Origin of the sequence: Commensalibacter sp. W6292M3 (genome assembly GCF_016101315.1) — a bacterium.
Lineage (GTDB): Bacteria > Pseudomonadota > Alphaproteobacteria > Acetobacterales > Acetobacteraceae > Commensalibacter > Commensalibacter melissae.
This window is the reverse complement of the sequence record NZ_JACFQT010000001.1, coordinates 678232-700955: the sequence shown is the minus strand read 5'-3', so window position 1 is coordinate 700955 and position 22724 is coordinate 678232. Positions and strand designations below refer to the sequence as shown.

Annotated in this window: 23 protein-coding genes; 9 read left to right on the top strand and 14 right to left on the bottom strand. The window is 36.7% G+C overall.

What is annotated here, in order from left to right:
• Positions 1-36: 36 nt before the first annotated feature.
• Positions 37-1389, bottom strand: coding sequence for an adenylosuccinate lyase (gene purB, locus H3T57_RS03185; protein ID WP_155569258.1), 1353 nt, complete (start codon positions 1387-1389; stop codon positions 37-39).
• 124 nt (positions 1390-1513) lie between these two features.
• Between purB and H3T57_RS03180 the strand changes: the two genes are divergently transcribed.
• The 3 genes from H3T57_RS03180 to H3T57_RS03170 are packed head-to-tail and all read left to right on the top strand — an operon-like array spanning position 1514 to position 4657.
• On the top strand, positions 1514-2113 hold the full coding sequence (locus tag H3T57_RS03180) for a YjbE family putative metal transport protein (RefSeq protein WP_198193161.1): 600 nt from the start codon (positions 1514-1516) through the stop codon (positions 2111-2113).
• Positions 2114-2139: 26 nt separating this feature from the next.
• Positions 2140-4113, top strand: a complete 1974-nt coding sequence (locus H3T57_RS03175; protein WP_198193160.1) for a lytic transglycosylase domain-containing protein — start codon at positions 2140-2142, stop codon at positions 4111-4113.
• Positions 4114-4147: 34 nt separating this feature from the next.
• Positions 4148-4657 (top strand): CinA family protein, encoded by a 510-nt coding sequence (locus H3T57_RS03170; protein ID WP_232349717.1) that lies wholly within the window; start codon positions 4148-4150, stop codon positions 4655-4657.
• A 67-nt stretch (positions 4658-4724) separates the two neighbouring features.
• Here H3T57_RS03170 and H3T57_RS03165 read toward each other — a convergent pair whose 3' ends face one another.
• From H3T57_RS03165 to H3T57_RS03130, 8 genes are all read right to left on the bottom strand, one after another.
• Positions 4725-5171, bottom strand: coding sequence for a hypothetical protein (locus tag H3T57_RS03165; protein ID WP_122123599.1), 447 nt, complete (start codon positions 5169-5171; stop codon positions 4725-4727).
• Positions 5172-5358: 187 nt separating this feature from the next.
• Positions 5359-5793: a type II toxin-antitoxin system RatA family toxin gene (locus H3T57_RS03160; RefSeq protein ID WP_122123600.1), complete on the bottom strand. Its 435-nt coding sequence runs from the start codon at positions 5791-5793 to the stop codon at positions 5359-5361.
• A 40-nt stretch (positions 5794-5833) separates the two neighbouring features.
• Positions 5834-6769 carry a lipoyl synthase gene (gene lipA, locus H3T57_RS03155; protein ID WP_198193159.1) on the bottom strand — a complete coding sequence of 312 codons (936 nt, stop codon included), beginning with the start codon at positions 6767-6769 and terminating at the stop codon, positions 5834-5836.
• 56 nt (positions 6770-6825) lie between these two features.
• On the bottom strand, positions 6826-7683 hold the full coding sequence (gene trpC, locus H3T57_RS03150; protein ID WP_122123602.1) for an indole-3-glycerol phosphate synthase TrpC: 858 nt from the start codon (positions 7681-7683) through the stop codon (positions 6826-6828).
• 12 nt (positions 7684-7695) lie between these two features.
• Positions 7696-8772, bottom strand: a complete 1077-nt coding sequence (gene trpD / locus H3T57_RS03145; RefSeq protein WP_155565479.1) for an anthranilate phosphoribosyltransferase — start codon at positions 8770-8772, stop codon at positions 7696-7698.
• Positions 8773-8774: 2 nt separating this feature from the next.
• Positions 8775-9377 carry an aminodeoxychorismate/anthranilate synthase component II gene (locus tag H3T57_RS03140; RefSeq protein WP_198193158.1) on the bottom strand — a complete coding sequence of 201 codons (603 nt, stop codon included), beginning with the start codon at positions 9375-9377 and terminating at the stop codon, positions 8775-8777.
• 39 nt (positions 9378-9416) lie between these two features.
• Positions 9417-10928: an anthranilate synthase component I gene (gene trpE / locus H3T57_RS03135; RefSeq protein WP_198193157.1), complete on the bottom strand. Its 1512-nt coding sequence runs from the start codon at positions 10926-10928 to the stop codon at positions 9417-9419.
• A gap of 21 nt (positions 10929-10949) precedes the next feature.
• Complete coding sequence (locus H3T57_RS03130) at positions 10950-12872, bottom strand: peptidylprolyl isomerase (protein WP_198193156.1); 1923 nt, start codon at positions 12870-12872, stop codon at positions 10950-10952.
• A 210-nt stretch (positions 12873-13082) separates the two neighbouring features.
• On the opposite strand from H3T57_RS03130, the gene tpiA reads away from it, so the two are divergent.
• Genes tpiA through kdsA form a run of 4 tightly spaced genes read left to right on the top strand, consistent with a single transcriptional unit; the run spans position 13083 to position 16693 of the window.
• Entirely contained in the window at positions 13083-13838 is a 756-nt protein-coding gene (gene tpiA / locus H3T57_RS03125) for a triose-phosphate isomerase (RefSeq protein ID WP_198193155.1), read from the top strand.
• 40 nt (positions 13839-13878) lie between these two features.
• The gene (secG, locus tag H3T57_RS03120; protein WP_155565483.1) at positions 13879-14172 is read left to right on the top strand and encodes a preprotein translocase subunit SecG; all 294 of its coding nucleotides are present in this window, start codon (positions 13879-13881) and stop codon (positions 14170-14172) included.
• A 56-nt stretch (positions 14173-14228) separates the two neighbouring features.
• Positions 14229-15860, top strand: coding sequence for a CTP synthase (locus H3T57_RS03115; protein WP_198193154.1), 1632 nt, complete (start codon positions 14229-14231; stop codon positions 15858-15860).
• Positions 15857-16693 carry a 3-deoxy-8-phosphooctulonate synthase gene (gene kdsA, locus H3T57_RS03110; protein WP_155566831.1) on the top strand — a complete coding sequence of 279 codons (837 nt, stop codon included), beginning with the start codon at positions 15857-15859 and terminating at the stop codon, positions 16691-16693. The genes H3T57_RS03115 and kdsA overlap by 4 nt, the downstream gene beginning before the upstream one ends.
• Here kdsA and H3T57_RS03105 read toward each other — a convergent pair.
• On the bottom strand, positions 16674-17150 hold the full coding sequence (locus tag H3T57_RS03105; protein ID WP_196424853.1) for a DUF3429 domain-containing protein: 477 nt from the start codon (positions 17148-17150) through the stop codon (positions 16674-16676). The two genes, kdsA and H3T57_RS03105, sit on opposite strands and share 20 nt — an antisense overlap.
• A gap of 206 nt (positions 17151-17356) precedes the next feature.
• On the opposite strand from H3T57_RS03105, the gene eno reads away from it, so the two are divergent.
• Positions 17357-18646 (top strand): phosphopyruvate hydratase, encoded by a 1290-nt coding sequence (gene eno, locus H3T57_RS03100; protein ID WP_155565487.1) that lies wholly within the window; start codon positions 17357-17359, stop codon positions 18644-18646.
• 35 nt (positions 18647-18681) lie between these two features.
• A complete protein-coding gene (locus tag H3T57_RS03095) occupies positions 18682-19011 on the top strand; it encodes a septum formation initiator family protein (protein WP_198193153.1) in 330 nt (109 codons plus the stop codon).
• Positions 19012-19113: 102 nt separating this feature from the next.
• Here H3T57_RS03095 and rpmG read toward each other — a convergent pair whose 3' ends face one another.
• From rpmG to H3T57_RS03075, 4 genes are all read right to left on the bottom strand, one after another.
• Positions 19114-19281: a 50S ribosomal protein L33 gene (gene rpmG / locus H3T57_RS03090; protein ID WP_008853818.1), complete on the bottom strand. Its 168-nt coding sequence runs from the start codon at positions 19279-19281 to the stop codon at positions 19114-19116.
• A gap of 156 nt (positions 19282-19437) precedes the next feature.
• Positions 19438-20853, bottom strand: coding sequence for a dethiobiotin synthase (gene bioD, locus H3T57_RS03085; protein WP_198193152.1), 1416 nt, complete (start codon positions 20851-20853; stop codon positions 19438-19440).
• The gene (locus H3T57_RS03080; RefSeq protein ID WP_198193151.1) at positions 20846-21511 is read right to left on the bottom strand and encodes an alpha/beta fold hydrolase; all 666 of its coding nucleotides are present in this window, start codon (positions 21509-21511) and stop codon (positions 20846-20848) included. Before H3T57_RS03080 ends, bioD begins: the two co-directional genes overlap by 8 nt.
• 2 nt (positions 21512-21513) lie before the next feature.
• Entirely contained in the window at positions 21514-22686 is a 1173-nt protein-coding gene (locus H3T57_RS03075) for an 8-amino-7-oxononanoate synthase (protein ID WP_198193150.1), read from the bottom strand.
• Positions 22687-22724: the final 38 nt, after the last annotated feature.

Genomic DNA, 22724 nt, shown 5'->3' with positions numbered 1-22724 from the left:
ATTACTGGATTTACAAGCTCTTTTATTCAAGAATGTTTATTCTGGTACAGGCCCGGTTTCACCAAAAACATTCGCATAAATATAATCAAGATTTTTTGTATGCATACTGCCATCCATGGCTTTATCCAGAACCTCAGGACTGATTTTCCCCATGATTTCTGGATCATTTTCCAGATTTTCCCTGAATGTTTTTCCATCTGCTGTATTCAATTTTGTCCAGGTAGCCATGGCACACCGTTGAACGATACGATAGGCCGCCTCTCGTGATAAACCTGCCTTGGCCAATACCAGCAATACCTCACCAGAATGAACAACACCTCCAAGACTTTCAAGATTTGCCTTCATTTGGTCAGGATAAACGACCAGTTTTTCCATAACTCCTGCCAATCTATTCAAGGCAAAATCAAGAGTTACGGTTCCATCAGGACAAATCATTCTTTCCACTGAAGAATGACTGATATCTCTTTCATGCCACAATGCTACATTTTCAAGTGCTGGAATAACATGTGATCTTACAATTCTTGCCAATCCTGTTAAATTTTCTGATAAAACGGGATTGCGTTTATGAGGCATTGCGGAAGACCCTTTTTGATCAGGATGGAAATATTCTTCCGCCTCACGCACTTCAGAGCGTTGCAAATGTCTTATCTCGATTGCTAGACGTTCAATAGAACTTGCAATAATAGCCAAGGTTGAAAAAAAGGCAGCATGCCGATCACGAGGAATAACCTGTGTTGACACGAGTTCCTTTTGCAGTCCCAAATGTTCGGCGACATAAGCCTCAATCCGTGGATCAATATGCGCATAGGTACCGACGGCACCAGATATGGCGCAAATGGCAATTTCCTTACGGGCAACGGTCAAACGTTCCTTGTTCCGTTTAAATTCCGCATAATATCCAGCCAATTTCAAACCAAAGGTTAGTGGTTCTGCATGTATCCCATGACTTCGACCAATGGTCATGGTATATTTATGGTCATAAGCCTGCATCTTTAGAGCTTCAAGAACTCGGTCAAGATCTTTTATCAAAAGGTCAGCAGCTTGTGTCAACTGAACAGAGAGACATGTATCCAACACATCCGAAGATGTCATTCCCAAATGAACAAAACGACTATCTTCCCCTATTTTTCCTGCCAACCATGTTAAAAAAGCGATAACATCATGACGAACCTTGGCTTCGATTGCATCAATAGCCTGAACATCCTCTTTATTGAATGTGGCCATTGCATGATCCCCATTCTGTCGAATTTTTTTTGCTGAATCCGCTGGGATATACCCATAATTCGACATTGCTTCACAAGCCAAAGCTTCAATTTCAAACCAAATACGATAACGATTCTCAGCATCCCATATAGAAGTCATTTCAGGACGGCTATAACGTGGAATCATTCTCTGGTTTCCTTTCTTCTTTCCGATAGCTTAAAAAAAGTTTATATCATAGATTTTATATAATTCGTCCAGCCTTATTTTGAATAAAATTAAGTTAAATCATCATGAAAGTAATTAATTCCCGATGCTTGATTATATCCTTTCCATTTTTATCGGTCTTATTCGGATAATCCTGCTTGATATAACGCTTGCAGCAGATAATGCCATCGCAATCGGTCTGGCGGTGAATGGATTGCCCGAAAACCAGAAAAAGAAAGCAATATTCTGGGGATTGGGAGCGGCCGCAATTATCCGGATAATGTTTGCTCTTGTTGTACAGTATCTCCTACAGATCCCGGGACTGAATTTGATCGGTGGTTTCCTTCTTTTATGGGTCTGCTGGGAAATAGTTGATGGAATAAGAAATTCCAGTCATGATAAACACAATATCACCCCACCGATTCATAATACTTTAAAAAAATCCATAAGAAGTATCATTATTGCGGATATTTCAATGAGTCTCGATAATGTTTTGGGTGTTGCAGGCGCTGCAGGAAACAATTTATGGTTAATGGCGGGAGGAATTTTCCTGTCCGTTACCTTGATGGGAATGGCTGCTTCCTATATCGCAAAATTATTGAACCGTTATAAATGGCTTGCATGGATCGGTGCATTGGTTATTTTAAGTGTTGCTATCGAACTTATCTATAAAGGTGGTGTGCAGCTATATAATCTATTGGGTTAAATTTTAGACTTATAAGGATAATTTTAATGAGTTTTTTGATTAATAACAAAAATAAAATACCTTTCATTTCAATTTTAACTTTTATATCCTTATCATCTATTGGCTGCAGCCAGAGTCATTCAGTGCAAACAAGATCCAGTCATGTCTCTCCTTCACAAAAACTGGCCGTTTCTTTATCTCACAAAACCGGCAAAAATCTTAAAATAAACGATAAGCTCAATCTATACTTACAATTACTTCAGACAAATAACTTTTCAGCAACAACCTATGCTGATTTCATAACCAACAATCCGACATGGCCCAATCAAAATGTTCTGTTAGACCTTATGCAAAAGCAACTTTTGAATGAGACAGATAAAAATGCCATTTCAAACATTTGTAAAACCCAACCCATAAAAAAGGCATCTGCTCTTAAATTTTGTGCACAACAAACTGAGATGAAACCTGAATTAATTCAAAAAGCTCGATCAGCATGGATATTCTCCATCAATTTACCTGCTGATGAACAAGATATTTTATCTGCTTATAAACAATATTTCACCAAACAAGACAATTGGAACCGATTTGATAGGCTGGAAAACACGGGTTTAACACTTGCAGCGTCCCGTCAGGTTATGTATCTTACCTCCGAACAAAGCAATTTGGCTTTGGCACGTCTTGCGTTTAGAAAAAAACAACTAGATGCGGAAAATTACCTAAGTAAACTTTCAAAATCCGATTTAAATGATACAAGTCTAATATACAATCGTCTAAGATGGTTACGGTTACAGAACCGCAAAGAAGAAGCCTTGAAATATTGGCGGTTTACAGGATTAAATGAAGAATTGAAATCAAACCAAAAACGTTTTTGGTTAGAGCGAAACAATCTTATTCGTGAATTTTTGAAAAATAATAATATTAAACAGGCGGCTTCATTAATTACGGATGCCAGTTGCAATCCATCCTCATGTCAACAAGATGAAATATTCTTGGGGGGGTGGATACAATTAAGAAAACTGAATAATGCTTTAAAATCAATAGATTATTTTAAAAAATTAATTCAATCCAATAACATATCAATTAAGTCTCGTGGATATTATTGGCTTGGACGTGCCTATCAAGCCAATAATAATAACGATGAGGCAAACCAGGCATGGAGGGCGGCCTCTAAATATCCTGTTACATTCTATGGACAACTTTCCATTGCTCAACTACACCATTTGAATGTTCAGAATTTACTATTAAATCCAAATTCCCTACAAAAAATTCTTCAAACATATCTTACCAATATCAAGGAGGCTTCCTCTTCCAATTCTCAATATATTTTTTTTAAAAACAATGAGTTAATACAAGCGGCTCAAATTTTGGTTGAACAGGGTGATTATAATCATGCCCGTCCTTTTTTAGCAGCCTATAACAAATTACATTTTGATATTGCAAATCAGATCATTAATGCAAATTATGCCAATCAGATACATTTACCGGACAATGCTGTAACCATATCTCGTCAAGCTGCAGCAAAGGGTTATATATTTTTGAAAAATGGCTGGCCAAGACCTTATGAATCACTTGCAAACGAAGGATTGCCACCGGGTTTATCCTTGGCAATTATGCGCCAAGAAAGTAGCTTTAATCCAGTTATTGTTAGTCGTGCCCATGCATATGGTCTTATGCAGCTTCTTCCCTCAACCGCTCGTGAATTGTGTCATCAGAAAAAAATACCCCTCAATATGGGTAACCCCGGCAATCTTATTGTTGCTGACAACAATATTCGTTTGGGTACCGCCTATCTAGCAAAACTGATGGAAAGATTTGATAATAATCTCATTTTCACAATCGCGAGTTATAACGCTGGACCCAACCGTGTGAAAAACTGGTTAAATTCATCAGAAAATAATTCAGTACAAACTTATACTGATATGATAGATTGGATTGAAATGATTCCATATACCGAAACAAGAAATTATGTTCAGCATGTAATGGAAAATCTAATGATTTACCAAACCAATATAAATAAATAGAGCCTCTTAGTTTATCAATGAAGGGAATTTGTTTATGAATATGACATTATTGAAAAATAAATGTGATAAGCTTTGTCAGGATATCGCTTTGCTATCACAAAAATTTCCTTTAAAACTTGTCACAGCTGAAAGTTGTACAGCTGGCCTGATTTGTTCAAGTCTCACCAATTTAGCGGGTTCTTCGCACTATATTGAGGGTGGACTGATCACCTACTCCAATGAAATGAAAAAAAATATTCTGGACGTTTCAGAAAACAGCCTAAACCAATTTGGTGCAGTCAGTGAACAAGTTGCCAAAGAGATGGTTCATGGAGCATTAAAAAAAACACCCAATGCCAATTGTGCTGTTTCAGTAACGGGTATTGCAGGTCCAGATGGTGGTTCTTTTAATAAACCTGTAGGATTAGTCTGGATAGCGTTTAAACAATCAGATCATCAGCCTGTTGTGCAAAAAAACAATTTTTACGGTAATCGAGATGAAATTCGATTACAGGCCACCATAAACGCTTTGATATTAATTAAAAAACATTTTACTTGGGTATAGATTTTTTATTTCTTATATCAGCAGATCATTTTAAAAAGATCTGCTGACAAACCAATTTTATATAAAATTAATTTGCAGGAGGCATATTATTTGGATTGACTGCACCCTGCGCATTCGCGGGTCCAACAGGTGCCCCCATTGCAGGAGGTGCCGAAGCGTTAATTGGTCCATTTACAGAGGGAGAGGACTGCATAGGAGGTTGTCCCACAACAGGTGTTGAGGGTTGTTGACCCGCTGGACTTTGTGGAGCAAGTACACCAGTGTTGGGATCACGATTTACTGATTGTGCAGTCTGCAAGCTACGGGCATTCAAATCACGCGTGGCTTGATTTTGGCTGTCTTTATCTTGATTATAGGCAGAATGATGATGTCTCGATTTATGAGACTTACCATGTCTTACTTTATGATTGGCAACATGAGAAGCACGATGACCATGCGTTGCAGCCATTGTTGTAGCAGGTAAAGCAAAGGCAAAAGCAGCAGCCATTAGAGATAATTTAAATGTAGAATTCATGATTCTATCCTTTAATATATATAATCAACATTTTAATTTTTATTTTTAGTTAATAAAAATCAGTTCATGTTTATTTGTGTTATTAGTCACAATTTCATTATACTTCATTATCATTTAAATAGCTACAATTAGGAAAGTAAATAATCCCTCATTATGGGCTTAAACTGGCATCCATAATAAAAAATTATTATGCTGTTGCATAGATATCATCGGCACGCTTGATAAAAGCGGAAACCATTTTTTGAACCGCTTCATGAAAGATCAACCCCATAGCTTTTTGCATTAGCTTTGACTTGAACTCGAAATCGACAAAAAAATCAATTGTGCACCCTCTTTCATCGGGTAGGAAAACCCAATGATTACTTAAATATTTCAAGGGACCCCGATCATAGGTCACTTCAATCTTATCAGGACGATATAACTCAACACGACTACCAAAAACCTCGGTAAAAGGTCCAAAACCGACTTTTAAATCAGCGAGTAAAAGTTCACTATCCTTATATCGAATATACGCTCCGTTACACCAAGGTAAAAATTCTGGGTATAAATCAACCGCGGCAACCAGATCAAACATTTGTTCGGGTGTATGGTTAATTAAACGTTGTTCGGTATGCGTAGGCATCAATCATCACTCCAGAATATTTTATTATAAACACAACAGCTTAATGCAATGCATACCTTTTACGTTTCAACACCGTAAAATCTGCATCGGCATGATAGGATGAACGTGTTAAAGGAGAAGCGCTTACCATTAAAAAACCTTTTGATTTAGCCAATTTTTCCAATTCTTTAAATTCATCAGGATGAACATATTCCACAACAGGTGCATGTTTGAAAGAGGGTTGTAAATATTGACCCAACGTTAAAAAATCTACCTCAGCACATCTTAAATCATCCATAACCTGAATGATTTCTTCCTTTGTTTCACCCAGACCAAGCATTAACCCCGATTTTGTGAATATGGACGGATTCAGTATTTTTGCCTCATGCAAAATTCTCATTGATTGAAAATAACGAGCGCCTGGACGAATGGATGGATATAAACGTGGAACTGTTTCCATATTATGGTTGAAAACATCGGGTTTGGCTGCGCTGATAACAGCCATCGCCCCATCTTTTCTAAGAAAATCTGGTGTCAGCACCTCAATTGTAACAGTTGAAGAAATATTTCTTATAGCCTTGATAACATTTGCAAAATGGGAGGCCCCACCATCTTTTAAATCATCACGATCAACAGATGTAATTACAACATGACGCAACTTTAATTTTTGAACCATATCAGCAATTTTTGATGGTTCATCATGATCAATTGGATCAGGTTTTCCCGTTGCAACATTACAGAACTTACATGCTCTTGTGCAAATGCTTCCCAAAATCATTACTGTTGCGTGACCCTCTGACCAGCATTCCCCAATATTTGGACAAGCAGCCTCTGCACAAACGGTATTTAGTTGATAATTCTGAAGCAAGGTATCCGTTTCATTAAAACTGGAACTATGTTTAATCCTTGTTTTAATCCACGCCGGTTTAGGAAGTTTCGCAATATTCTCACCAGATAAAACTGTCTGATGACGAACTACAATACGTTTTACAGTCATTTTAAATCATATTCCCGATTGTAAAAAACAGATACGCAAAACAACATAAAACAATTTTATTTAATTCCTAATAGATTTCTGGCCGCTGCCCCTGCATTTTTTTGTGATAATAGGCTTTCACCCACCAATACTGCACCAGCTCCAACTTTCTGGACAGCCTGAATATCCTCAAACGTTTTTAATCCACTTTCTGAAACAATAATACGGTCAGGAGGAACCAATGGAGCAAGATGTTGAGTTATCGATATATCCGTTTTAAGGGTTTTCAAATTTCTATTATTGATGCCAATAAGAGAAACATCCAATGCCAGCGCCCTGTTCAATTCTTCCCTGTCATGTACTTCTACAAGCACATCCAGCTCCAAACATGTAGCCAATTCCAGTAAGGCGGCCGCTTCCTTATCTTTTAGTGCGGCCATGATCAATAAGATGCAATCTGCTTCAATCACGCGACTTTCGTAAACTTGATAAGGTTCAAGAATAAAATCTTTACGTAGAACAGGAAGAGAACAAGCATCTCTTGCAATTTTGAGATCCTCATTATTTCCATGAAAATATGCATTTTCTGTCAAAACGGATAAACAACAAGCTCCTGCATTTTCATATTGAACCGCGATCATCGCCGGATCATAGTCAGGACGAATAATTCCTGCAGATGGAGACGCTTTTTTACATTCAGCAATTAATCCAATCTGTTTTTTTGCCACCTGGTCTTTTATTATTTTAGCAAAACCGCGAGTTGGCGTATTTTTATTTTTTGCTTCTCGAATAATATCCTTGAAGGATTTTATTTCCGCCCTTTTTGCAACTTCGGCCCTTGTTCTTGCACAAATTCGCTCCAATACATCAGAAGGATGATTTTCAGATTGCAAAATGGCATTCAAAACGGAATTGGATTTTTCTTCGTCATTCATGATATTGTCTAATTAAAAATGGTTTTCATTTTGTATGGCCCGAAGAACTGATAAAGCCTTACCGCTATCGATCGCTTCAGACGCTTGGTTTATAAGTCTCTTCAAGATACAAGGATCAATTTCACCATGTGAATTTATCAAAGAATAACCTTTTACAATATGTAGCGCAATAGCGGTATTTATCAAGACTGTGTCACGATAGGCACCTTTTTCACCATAAAGAAGATCCAGCAATGCCTTCGCATTTTCGGAAGGTGTTCCACCCTGTATCTCTGTAAGTGGGGTATGTCTCAGACCGGCCGCTTCCATAGTGGATAATGTTAAATCAACCGGTACAATCCTGTTATTTTCCAGGGCCAGTATCGTTGATGGTCCTGCCAACGTAATTTCATCAACACCGTGTTCGGATTTATTGGGATCAATAAACCCATGAACAGCCCATACCCGTTTTGAACCCAGTTTTTGCAAGACCTTGATTAGAGGATACAACCATTTTTCATGATATACCCCAATCATTTGATATGAAACATTTGCCGGATTGGATAAAGGACCCAGTAAATTAAATATAGTCCGAATTCCAAGTTCTTTACGTACAATATTAATTTCTTTAAGAGCCGGATGATGAATAAAGGCCGATAAAAAAGCCAATTTATTATCACGCAAATTATTTTCAATAACTTCAAAATCATCCTCTGGCATAATACCCAGAGCAGATAGTACATCAACACCACCACTTTTGGATGACTGTGCCCGGTTTCCATGTTTGGCAACCGGTATTCCAAGAGCGGCCAGAACAAAACTGACAGCAGTAGAAATATTCAAAGTGCTACGTCCATCTCCGCCTGTTCCACATACATCAATTGTTTCATCATCAATCAGTTTTATGGACAGCATGCGTTGACGCATTGATTGAACAGCCCCTAAAAGCTCTTCAACCGTTTCACCCCGCATTCGTAATATTATTAAAAAAGCCGCTATTTGAGCATTTGGAACATTACCAGAAAATATATGCTCGAAAATTTCATAGGACTTTTCCGTAGAAAACTTTTGTCCTTGTAAGGCTTGTTGTAAAATATGTGTAAAAGACAAAGTTAAATCCTGTTTTTCAATGACTTTTTTTCATTCCATTCATTTGATAAAAAAAGGAAGTTTTTCAATAAATCATGACCTTGTTCAGAAGCAATGCTTTCTGGATGAAATTGCACACCATATAAAGGAAATCTTTTATGTTGCAAAGCCATTAAAATATGATCGTCGGTGAATGCCGTTAAATTAAAATCATCAGAAAGACTTTCCGTTTCAATAATTAAAGAATGATAACGAGTTACCTTTAGGGGATTGTGCAAACTCTTAAATATTCCTTTTCCATCATGTTTGATTTTAGAAATTTTTCCATGCATGGGATTTGTCTTGATAATTTTGGCTCCAAATGCCTGCCCAATAGCCTGATGTCCAAGACAAACACCCAAAATGGGGATTTTTGATGCGGCACTTTTAATCAATTCACAACATATTCCTGCATCAGAAGGTGTACAAGGGCCAGGTGAGATAACAATTGCCTCGGGTTTTAATAATATGGCTTCACTTACAGAGATTGAATCATTTCTGTAAACCTGACAGTCACATCCCAAATCACCAAGATATTGGACGAGATTATATGTAAAACTGTCATAATTATCGATAAGTAAAATCATGATTTCTTCGAGTTCCAAAAATTTGATTAAAGCATATGACTAATTTGCTTTTTTAGAAAAATTCCTGTTGGTAAACGTATATCGCCAAGCCTCTTCAGCGGCACGAAATAATGCTTTTGCCTTATGTTTTGTCTCTTGGTATTCCGCTTCCGGATCGCTGTCAGCAACCACCCCACACCCTGCTTGAACATACATGTGCTGATCCTTAATGAGAGCTGTTCGCAATCCTATACAGGTATCCATACTTCCATCCGCTCCAAAATAGCCAATACATCCTGCATAGGTTGTTCTGCGTGTTGGTTCTACCTCATCAAGAATTTCCATCGCTCTTATTTTGGGTGCTCCCGTCAATGTTCCAGCTGGAAAACCGGCAATCAAAGCATCCAGAGCGGTTAGCCCTTTACGCAATTTCCCTTCAACATTTGATGAAATATGCATTACATGGCTAAATCGTTCAATAACAAATTTTTCTGTTACTTTTACACTTCCAATTTCACTGACACGCCCAACATCATTCCGACCCAAATCAATCAGCATAAGATGTTCGGCCAATTCTTTTTTATCAGCCAACAATTCTTTTTCTAACTTGAGGTCTTCTTCATAACTTTTACCTCTTGGACGAGTACCCGCCAAGGGGCGAACCGTTACTTTTCCACCTCTCAACCTGACAAGAATCTCAGGTGACGAGCCAACCAGGGCAAAATTTTCAAGTTGAAGACAAAACAAGAAAGGTGCCGGATTGATTCGTCTTAACGCACGATATAATGATACTGGTGATAGAGGAAAAGGAACAGAAAAGCGTTGACTGGGGACAACCTGAAAGACATCACCATCATAAATATATTTTTTGATATTTTGAACAATATCCCTAAACTGATCTTTGGTTAATGTTGATTGCGGTTTTGGTAATGTTAATGGATTGATATTCGATTTTTTTTGCTCTAAAGGAAAAGGCTCAGCCAATGCTTCCTGAATTTTTTGCAAGTTTTTTTTTGCCTGAAATTCTGTTTTGTCTGACGTATCCCTTAGAGGTGCCGCCAAAATCAGTTCGTCCTTAACAGCATCAAAAATTGCAAAAACAGAAGGTCTGATCATGATTCCTTCAGGCAAATGAAGATCATTGGCCGGAGGATTGGGCAGATTTTCCATCTGTCTGACCATATCATATCCCAAATATCCAAAGATCCCACCAACCATGGGTGGAATATCCATATCAATTTCTAATTGGCTTTCAGAAATCAATGCACGCAGAGATTCCAGAGGCTTTTTATTTTCCTTAATGTAATTTTCCGCATTGTCTGATGGATTTCGATTAATATAGGCAATTCCATCTATAGATTTCCATATCAAATCGGGAAATAAACCGATAATGGAATAACGTGCTTTGTTTATTCCTCCTTGCACGCTTTCCAGCAAAAAAATATTGGTCAGATTCTTTCCAACCAATTCGGATAATCTTAAAAACGCAGCAACAGGGGTCAGTAAATCAGCTGATTTAATTGAATATATTACTGTTTTTTGTTGATTAATCTGAAAATCTTCATTCAACACGAAATCTTAATCCCTTTTGAGTTAATGGCTCAGCTGATCAATTAACGCATCAAGCGCTTTTTTATTGATTGTGGGTTTACTTGATTGTTCTAATGATATTGCATAACTAGCCTCAATATCGTTTTGTAAAGACTGAACTAATTTATCTTTCAAAATTTGGTAGTTGTCCTGATCATTTTTCGATTGCGGTGTTTCAATCAAATTCAAACTTGCCACCACAAAACCATCATTTGATTCAATCATAGTGACATCCCCAAGTTTCATTGAAAAAGCTGCATTCTGCAATACTGGCGATAGATTCTGGGCTGGCTTTTGTCTAGTAAATCCCTGACTTAACTGTAAGGGAAAACCTGACTTTATTTCTTCAAGTTTCTTTTTCTGAACAAAAACAGCTTTATATATGTCTGTAGCGGCAATATTTGCCTGATGATAAATATCTGCATTTTGCCAGGCTTTTATAACCTTGTTTTTTGCTTTATCATAAGGTTCCTCATGAGCAGGCAATATATCCTCAATTAAAAATGCATAATATGAATTATTTCCGCCATCTATCACAGAAGGATAGGTATTTTTGGCAGTTGAGAAAATTTTGGTCAACATATTCTGTCTGAATTTTCCACTTGCGGGTATAGGTGCCTGTTCTCCATTAAGGGTCAATCCCTGTTCATTAATTGTTCCTTCCACTGCATCAGCACCTATATCAGATGTAATTTTATCAAGACTGCTTCCTTCTGCCAAAATGTTCTGTAATTTGGAAACACGACTTCCCAATTCCTGTTTGGCTTGTTCATTTGCAATTTCAGCTTTCAATTGTGATTTGGCCTGTTCAAAACTAACAATTTTGGAAGGTAGTATCCTGGTTACTTTAACTACCGACCAACCTAAAGTTGTTTTGAATGGTTCTGTCACTGTTTCAGGATTTGCATTGAAAACCTCATTACCCAGTTCGGGCAAAGGAATTGCCGTTTTTTCTAGATCTGTCATTTCCAAAGCCGTTCCTTGATTATTATGCGCATACTCCTGTATTTTTTCCCAGTTGTTTTGATGACGCCAATATACAGATGCTGTCTGCGCCTGATTTTGCTGGTTAAAAGTCAAGACTTGAAAACTTCTGGCTTCAGAATGAACAAATTGCTTTTTCTTGTATTCATAGGCTTGATGTAAACTTTTATCATCAATCTCCAGACTTTTGGCTATTGTGTCAGGCGATAAAATGACAATTTTTACCCTTCTATATTCAGGGATTTTAAATTCCCATAAATGATTGTCATAATAACGCTTCAATATTTCTTCCTTTGGCGTTTCTCCTGAATGAAAATGACTATATGGCACTGAAACAAAGGATAATTTTCGCGTCTGATTCAAAAATTGATAATAGGGCTGCACAAAACTATCAGAAACTTTAACCCCCGATACAATTGGATCAATCATGTTTTGAATGGATATTTGATCCCGGACCATGGAAAGAAAATATTTTTCGGATATATTTGCCGCTTTTAACTGTAAATTGAATTTTTCACGATCAAATTTTCCATCTGTTTGATATTCAGGTATATTCCAGATTGTATCTCTAATCACCGTATCAGGCACATTAAGCCCCAATGAATGAGCGTTATTAATCAAAATATTTTGCAAAATCAGCTGCTGCAACGTTTGATTAATTGTCATATTTTTAACTATGGGTGGAATTTGGGAAATATCCGAATATCCCTCTTTCATAGCCTCTTGGTATATTTGCTTTTGGGAAAGGTTATCCAATTCCATTACAGAAATTTTTCTATCACCAACCTTGGCAACAACATTAGGATCACCATTAAGGCCATTGTTCCAGACATTCATGAATATGTCACTGACGCCCCATCCAACAAATACAATAAATATGAGTGCGACGAGAATTCGCCCAAACCAGGAATCAATAAATAAATGCCTTAACCGAGATAACATGTGATATAACCCAACCGCGTTATTTTAATTGATAATGAATCATTCTATAATTGATAAGACCAAACTGATCCACAAAAACATTTGAAAATATTATTCATAAACAGCTTTAAAAAACATCCTTTCATAACATATCCACATTATATACTATAAGCTTTATATCTTATCTATCCTGATTATCAAACATTACCTTATTCAAAGGAGTATATTAAAATGAGCAGCCCGATTATTATTGGTAATTGGAAAATGAACGGATTAACCCAAGAGGCAAAACATATTGTTTCAACTTTGCTTACCTATGCAACAAATCATCAGAATTTTGCAAAGACAGTCGTGTGCCCACCGTTCACCCAGTTACAACTTGTTAAAGAAATGATCGAAAGCAGCCCTTTTGTACTTGGTGCTCAGGATTGCCATTTTGAAGATAAAGGTGCACATACGGGTGATATTTCCCCTGCCATGTTACAGGATATTGGAGTGGAATACGTTGTTTTGGGTCATTCTGAGCGGAGAAAAGATCATCAGGAGAGTGATCAACTGGTTTTAAAAAAAACAATCGCTGCACAAAACAAAGGGCTATTACCTGTTGTATGTATCGGTGAAACCAAACAAGAACGAGAAACAAACCAACAAGAAAAAATTGTAGAGGCACAGTTAAAAGCTTCCCTACCTCAAAATTTTAATGGGTTAGTCGCTTATGAACCTATTTGGGCCATTGGTACCGGATTAACGGCCAATAATGATCAGATTTCTGAAATGATTCAATTCATTCGAAAAAAACTTGTTGCTCAATATGGAGAAAATGGTAAAAAAATATCTATATTATATGGGGGTTCTGTAAAACCTGGTAATGTTAGGGATATTTATGCCACTCCTGAACTGGGCGGTGTTCTAGTTGGAGGTGTCAGCATTGTTCCTGATGATTTCATAAAATTAATTGACATAGCTCAAGAATTTATTAGGTCTTAATCTTTATTATCCCTATCGATTGTGAAAGTATATATACACCATGATGACTGCTCTATTAATTTTGCATATAATCGTAACCTTTGCACTGATCGGAATTGTTTTAATTCAAAGAAGTGAAGGTGGAGGATTAGGTATTGGAACCAGTCAAGGCATGGGGGCATTTATGACCGGTCGAGGAACAACCAATCTTTTGACTCGCACTACAGCGATTCTTGCAGCCATTTTTATGATCTTATGCATTACAATGGCTGTTATGAACAAGGGGGCTTCGACCAAAACAAATGATATACTTGCACAACCAGTGCCCAATGGAAAAAACATTCCCCAAAAATAGTTTTTCCCTTAATTACTTCAATTCTTATAAAAGCTACTCCGTGTAAAGAAAGCTGCATGACACGATATATATTCATTACTGGTGGTGTTGTATCCTCATTAGGCAAAGGCATTGCCTCTGCCGCTTTGGCAAGTTTATTGCAATCTCGTGGTTATTCTGTCCGACTGAGAAAACTTGATCCCTATTTGAATGTGGATCCGGGTACCATGAGCCCTTACCAACATGGGGAAGTGTTTGTTACGGATGATGGAGCTGAAACCGACCTAGATTTGGGTCATTACGAACGTTTTACAGGAGTCAATGCAACTAAAAATGATAATGCAACAACCGGTCGTATTTATTCTGATGTAATCATGCGCGAAAGACGTGGAGACTATCTAGGCGCAACCGTTCAGGTAATTCCCCATATTACTAATGCGATCAAGTCCGTTATCCTTAACAATTCTGGAGATGTGGATTTCATGTTGGTTGAAATTGGGGGAACAGTCGGTGATATTGAAAGTCTTCCTTTTCTTGAAGCCATACGACAATTAAAAAATGAACTCGGAACAGATCATACATTATTCATTCATCTCACTCTTGTACCATGGATTGCTTCAGCGGGTGAACTTAAGACAAAACCTACCCAGCATTCTGTCAAAGAATTGCAGAATGTTGGAATACAACCCCAAATTTTATTATGTCGTTGCGATCGCCCTATTCCCAAAAATGAACGACAAAAAATTGCGAATTTTTGTAATGTAAAACCTGAAGCTGTCGTCCCCGCCTTAAACGTTGACACTATTTATGACTGTCCAATTGCCTATCATAAAGAAGGACTTGATACGGAAGTGTTGAAACATTTCAATTTACCATATCAAACTGAACCTGATTTGAGCAAATGGCAGGAAATTGTCGATGCCATTCGTCATCCTCGTTCAGAGGTTAATGTTGCAATCGTGGGTAAATATACTGCCTTGCTCGATAGTTACAAATCCCTCATTGAAGCGTTAATTCACGGTGGAATTGCCAATAAGGTTAAAGTCAATTTGCAATGGATTGAAGCCCAAAAACTTGAAACAATGGATAATCTTTCCGGATTTTTTGAAAATGCAAATGCCATTCTGGTTCCTGGTGGATTTGGTGAACGTGGCAGCGAAGGCAAAATCAAGGCCATACAATATGCAAGGGAGCATAATATCCCTTTCCTTGGTATTTGCTTTGGAATGCAAATGGCGGTTATTGAATGTGCCCGTAATCTGGCAAATCTTACAAATGCTTCCTCTTCTGAATTTGGACCAACGGATGAACCTCTTATTGGTATTTTAACTGAATGGATTGATGCTGATCAGGTCAAACATCGATATTCAGGAAATAATATGGGAGGCACAATGCGTTTGGGATCTTATCAAGCTGTTTTGACCCCAAATTCAAAAGTTGCCGAAATCTATGGAGATGTCAAGATTCAAGAACGGCATCGTCATCGTTATGAAGTTAACATTCATTACAAAGATCAACTTGAAAAAACCGGCCTTAGATTTTCAGGACTTTCTCCGGATGGTGTTTTGCCAGAAATCGTAGAATATACCGACCATCCCTGGTTTATTGCAGTACAGTATCATCCCGAACTCAAATCCAAGCCATTTTCACCTCATCCTCTTTTTTCAAGCTTTATTAAAGCTGCAACAGAACAGGCCATTCCAAAATGATTCTGAATAAATCAGTCAATGTTCAATCCCTGACACTTGCAAATAATTTGCCTTTCATATTAATTGCGGGTCCTTGTCAAATTGAATCTCTAGATCATGCACTTGAAACGGCTGGTATTTTAAAAAATATTTGTCGGGAATTAAATATTGGGCTGGTTTATAAAAGTTCTTTTGATAAAGCTAATCGCACCAGTATTGAAACGAAAAGAGGGCCAGGAATGGATAAGGGTCTATCCATTCTTGAAGAGGTAAAGTCAAAGTTGAAAATTCCTGTTTTGACTGATATTCATCTACCAGAACAATGTGCGGAAGTGGCATCAGTTGTAGATATATTGCAAATACCTGCTTTTTTATGCAGACAAACGGATTTGTTGATAGCTGCGGCGAAAACTGGAAAAGTTGTCAACGTCAAAAAAGGTCAGTTTCTTGCACCATGGGACATGAAAAATGTAGCCCAAAAAATAGCATCTACAGGCAATGAAAATATTTTGCTATGCGATCGTGGCACATCTTTTGGATATAACACGCTGGTTAGCGATATGCGGGGATTGCCTATAATGGCGCAAACAGGCTATCCAGTTATATTTGACGCCACCCATTCTGTTCAGCAACCCGGTGGAATGGGAGGATCATCTGGTGGTCAGAGAGAATTTGTTCCATATTTATCCAGAGCCGCTGTTGCTGTGGGAGTTGCAGGTCTGTTTATTGAAACGCATGAGAATCCAGATCAGGCCCCGAGCGATGGACCAAACATGTTACATTTAAAAGATGTTGCCCCATTAATGAAAACCTTGATTAAAATTGATCAAATTGTTAAATCAGACGGGCAATAAAAACGCTTATTAAACAAACTTCAATCATGATTGTCAATATCCAGCGAATTGAATAATATCCACCTGGCAACTCGCTGGAAAGATAAATTTTTTTCTCATAAGAGAATAATAGCATATAACTTGATATCAAAAGAAAAATTGCGATCAGATCATATTTATAAATTGTCAGTACAATTGTTATTTCACCTATAATGCAGGGTGATATGGCCAGCAACATTCTTTTTTTATTTATTTCCTCACTCTCTGATTGCAAATAGAGAATTGGTTTTTGCATTGCAAGTATCCAGTTTATTCCCCCAGTGAAAGACAAAAGAATTACCGCATAACTGACAAAAGAAATTATCAATTTTTGAATTGAAACAGAAGCAGGATAAAATAGAATGAAAATTGTCATTAAGAACAAGGGTAAAGGCGACAGTATTCCTGTAATAAAAAATATAAAGGGAATACGATTCATAGATTTCTCCATAATGATCAATTATTTTTTTAAAATTAGCTGAATATTGTAAATAGCTGGCAATTTGACCATTTCTTGATTATACTTGGTAATGTTTAACAAAATGTCCAATATTCTTGGCATTTTACTAAGTTATCAATCTAGTTAAATAGATTTGGAAATACAAATTTTTACTCTTATTAAAAATAAAATGTAAGGATTAAATAATGAGTACAATTGTTGATATTCATGCTCGGGAAATCCTCGATAGTCGCGGAACCCCAACAATTGAAGTCGATGTAGAACTGGAAACAGGCGTTATTGGACGTGCCGCTGTTCCATCCGGGGCTTCTACCGGCGTTCATGAAGCCGTTGAACTTCGTGATAATGATAAAAACCGTTATAATGGCAAGGGTGTTCAAACAGCTGTTAAAAACGTCAATAGCGAAATATTCGAAGCAATCGTTGGTCTTGAATCCTTGGATCAGTTACAAATTGATCAAACCATGATTGAACTCGATGGTACTCCGAATAAAGGACGTCTTGGCGCTAATGCACTTTTGGGTGTTTCAATGGCTGCTGCCAAGGCGTCAGCAGAGGAATTGGGTCTTCCATTATATCGTTATATAGGTTCTCCATATTCACATATTCTTCCAGTTCCAATGATGAACATCCTGAATGGTGGTAAGCATGCCGACAATCCTATCGACATTCAAGAATTCATGATTGTTCCTCACGGGGCATCTTCAATTGCTGAAGCTGTGCGCATGGGTTCTGAAGTTTTCAATGCATTGAAAAAAGACCTTAAAGCAGCGGGACTCAATACGAATGTTGGTGATGAAGGGGGATTTGCCCCTAACCTCAAATCAGCACATGAAGCATTGTCCTATATCGTAAAAGCTATTGAAAAAGCTGGATACAAAGCTGGTGAGGAGATTTCCTTGGCGCTAGATCTTGCCTCTTCAGAATTTTTCAAGGACGGTAAATATAATATGACAGGTGAAGGGAAAATTTTCAATTCCAGTCAGATGGTTGATTATATTGCCGAACTTTGCAATAGTTTCCCGATTATTTCTGCAGAAGATGGATGTGCTGAAGATGATTGGGAAGGATGGACTGAATTAACACAAAAACTGGGAAATAAAATCCAATTGGTCGGCGATGATTTATTTGTAACCAATCCTGAAAGACTTGCAAAGGGAATCAAAGCCCATGTAGGTAATTCATTGTTGGTTAAAGTCAATCAAATCGGAACATTATCTGAAACTTTCAAGGCGATGGAATTGGCACATCGTCATGGTTATACAACCGTTGTAAGCCACCGTTCTGGTGAAACTGAAGATGCTACTATTGCTGATTTGGCTGTTGCAACCAATGCAGGACAAATTAAAACCGGTTCCCTTTCCCGTTCTGACCGCATGGCAAAATATAATCAATTAATCAGAATTGAGGAAGATTTGGGAAATACAGCCAAATATGCTGGTCGTAACGCCTTTAGAGCTTTAGAAACCTTGTAATTCTTTTTCAATTGATAAACACGGGGAGAAAATCAATGCATATCATACATGCAATCAAAAGATTTGTAAAAGCAACGATTCCTCCCCTTTTCTTCTTGTTACTGACAGCATATTTTGTAAAAAATACCTTTGATGGGGATCATGGCCTAAAAAGTTATCATATTCAACAGGAACAGATGATAAGAGCACAGCAAAGTCAGCAAGATGCAATTTCCGAACAAGCAGCCTGGGAAAGAAGAGTAAAAGGATTAAAAGAAAATGCCCTTGATGCAGACCTTTTAGATGAGCGAACACGGGTTATGTTAAGTTATTCAAACCAGGAAGAAATTGTTATTCCTTATAAAACAAATGAATATCTTTATTAATATAAAAGATTATTGATTTATTGAAACAAATCTGAATAAAAAAACCCTGACTAAATCAATAGTCAAAGTTTCTTTTAGATCCATAAATTAATTTAAGATTAATTACTTAATTTTTGCTTCACGGAAAACAACGTGTTTACGAACAACTGGATCGTATTTTTTCAATTCCATCTTGCCGGTATGGGCTCTTGCATTTTTTCTGGTTACATAGAAAAAACCAGTTTCCGCCGTTGAAAGCAATTTAATTTGTATTGTGTTACTTTTCGCCATTCTGTCCTCATTTTGATCAGGCTGATTTACTAAAATATAACCATATATTTAAAGGTTATATTTTACATATAAAAGCAAGTCTATTCTTTAATTCAACTTACTTACAAAATTTTAAGATTTTGTCAAATATTATTTGTTCATAATATTTTACGGATTTTAGACCATTTCTTCAGGAATGGAAATACATTCACATAACGTGGAAAGATTATCTGGATTTACATTTGATAGAAAAGGCACTTGTCCCAAAATCTTGACTTTTCCATGACTTATTATAGAATTTTTACAATCTTCGTTCAACGGGCCATTTAAAATTACCCCTGAAATTTTTATATTTCTATTTCTTAAAGCCTCGATTGTCATTAGGGTATGATTCAATGTTCCCAAAATAGTTCGGGCTACAACTATAACAGGTAAATTAATCTTTTCAATAAGATCAATGATAAACAAATGATCATTGATAGGTACAAAAATCCCACCCGCCCCTTCAACTATGTATTTGTTTTCTTGTTTCAAATCAGATACATTCACGTGATCAAGGCTTAATTCACGATTTTCCAGCCTTGCGGCATCTTCAGGAGATAAAGGTGCTTGCAATTTTATAATTGGGGATAAATATTGTGTCTCGGAAAGTTCGGCTAAATGGCAAACTGTATCTGTATCTCCAATATCGCAATTTAAACCTGTTTGAATAGGTTTCCAATAAACCGCATTTAGCAATTTTGTTAAACATGCAGAAATTAGTGTTTTTCCAATATCTGTATCAGTTCCCGTAACAAAAAAACCTTTAGCGGAAAATTTACGGAAAACACCATAGGCTATATGATAAGAACAATAATTGTAATTTTTACTAAAATCAGAAAGAACTTTCTTAAACTGAGATAACTTCAAGGGTTTTGAGGTTTCGAGAGGAACAGAAGCTCCTATAGAGCGAAGTCCTTTGAAAAAATCAATTGCTGTGTCAATTTGAACAATGATCTCATCAGTTTCCCAACGACCGGTTCCTGTTTCTGGCCAAACTGATTGAATAGATTCAATTGATGGATAAGTCTGTAAATTACAGCTAAAATCATTGTCGTTATAGATAGAACGCCATTCTTTAAACGTTTCAAACGTTAGGGTAGAACAAATCAAATAGCCATTTTGTTTCAAATAATTTGTAAGAGTCCTGATTGCACTTGCAACATTATCAAACCATTGGAAAGTCAGGCTTGAACAAATCAAATCATATTTTTCATCCAATTCTGGATATTCACCATCCATAAGCTTAAATATTAAATCGTATTTATGGTTTTTGAACTTATTTTTTGCACGATTCAGCATTTCAGGTGATATATCCGTCAATACAAAATGTGCATCAGGAAAAAAGTCGATAAGATATTGAGTTAATAATCCAGTTCCACAACCAATTTCAAGAATTGATATTTTTTCTTTACGATCGACTGAAGTGCTGCACTGTTTCCGAATATAATCAGACAATTTTTTCGCAACAATTTTTTGTATTGAGGCAAATTTTTCATATTGATCCGCCTGATCAAAAGCTTTGATTATTTTTTCTTTATAATTTCTAGACATTATTTATAAGTTCTCTGATGATTTCCGCACAGGCATTCGTTTTTGATAAAGGCAATATATGTGTATCATCGTCAAGCCACAAATAGTTGCACTCTTGAAATGATTGTATGGTCATGGTTTCATTAACAACAGGATCTTTTTTTGAAGCTATAACTGTGAGTTTATTTCTGATCTGTGGAATGATACTTCGAACATCCCCAAATTTAAGAAATTCAAGTCCTTTTTGCAATTCTTCAATATTAAAGCTGGGCAAAAAATTTACTACTTGACCACATTGCTGATAAAACTGTTTCATTATAAGATTTGAATCAGTGGATAATCCTCTAGACATACGATCCAGAACCCTTAATGCCACACCTTTCGGAAATGTAGGATCTCTGGAAAATCTAGCGAAACTGTTAATAGCCACGTAATATTTGAAACGAAAAGAAAAATTTTTTAAGAGATATAAAAAACCTAAAGAGTGTCCTACAGCAATATATTTCTTTTGTAAGTTTAAAATTGATTTAAGATTACAATTTTTATCCGTGTTTTTCCCTATAAAACCCAAATCAATTGTTTCCGAGTGGTATTCTTTTAGATTATTTTGTAATTTTTGCCAAAATGATGATGAATATCCCCATCCATGGACAAATAGCAAACGATAATTATTTTTCATGATCAATGAATTGAAATTAGATCAATTGAATGAAAAGATTTTAGTAAATACTCTATTTCATCCTCTCGATGACCGGCGCTAAGGGTCAATCGTAAACGACTTCCATGAAAGGGAACGGTGGGTGGACGAATTGGGGTAATCCAGATATTTTTTTCCTTCAAAGCATTTGCCATTAATTGGGCCTTTACCGGTGATCCAACAATAATGGGAATTATATGTGAAATAGACTGACCACATTGATATCCCAGTGACTCTAATTGTTTTCTAACCTTTTCAGACTGTTTAACCAAAAAGGCACGTTGGTTTGTTAATGAAGGCATTAATTCTAGTGCTGCCTCGATGCTACCGATTACGGCGGCGGGCAATGCAGTCGTGTGGATAAAAGCAGAACAAAAATTCACCAGCCATTCACACAAATCTCTAGATCCAGCTATATAGGCCCCAAAACTTCCCCACGCTTTACTAAATGTTCCCATCGTTAAATCAGCAAAGGCAGGGGCCAATCCCTCGCCCTTACTTCCAAATATTCCGGTTGCATGTGCGTCATCTAGAAATAAAAAGGCATTAAACTGGTCGGCAATTGATCTCAATCTTTTCAAGTCACAAACATCGCCATCCATACTGAATATGGTTTCCGTTAAAATTATTCTTGAACCTTTTTCCCCCTCAATTTTTTTCAATCGTGTTTGTAGATGGTCAAGATCATTGTGACTGAAACGGATCTGTTTAACTTGACCAGCTTTGCATCCATAATGCAAACTGGCATGATTCAATTTATCCGTAAATACCCATACTGGTTTTGGAAAATTTTCAATAAGGGAAGCAACAACCCCAACATTTGCCTGCCAACCTGATGGAAATATTAATGCCGCTTCAGTTCCTAGAAAATTAGCTAGTTTCTCCTCGATTTTACCATAATATGAAGCATTGGACGAAATTAATCTGGATGCCCCGCTTCCAGTACCATATTGTCTTAAAAACTCCTCACCTTTAATTTTTAAATTTGCATTGTTTGATAATCCCAGATAATCATTACTGGAAAAATTTATATAACTTTTACCCTTATTTTTTATATGTAATGAATCAATTATTTCAAATGTTGGCAATTCTCTTTTTAAATCCTCTTTAGCTCTTTTGTCTAATTCCCGAGAAAAAAAAATATCAAATCGGTTCATTAAGTTAGTCTTTTCAAGTTTTAAAATTTTTGTTTAGT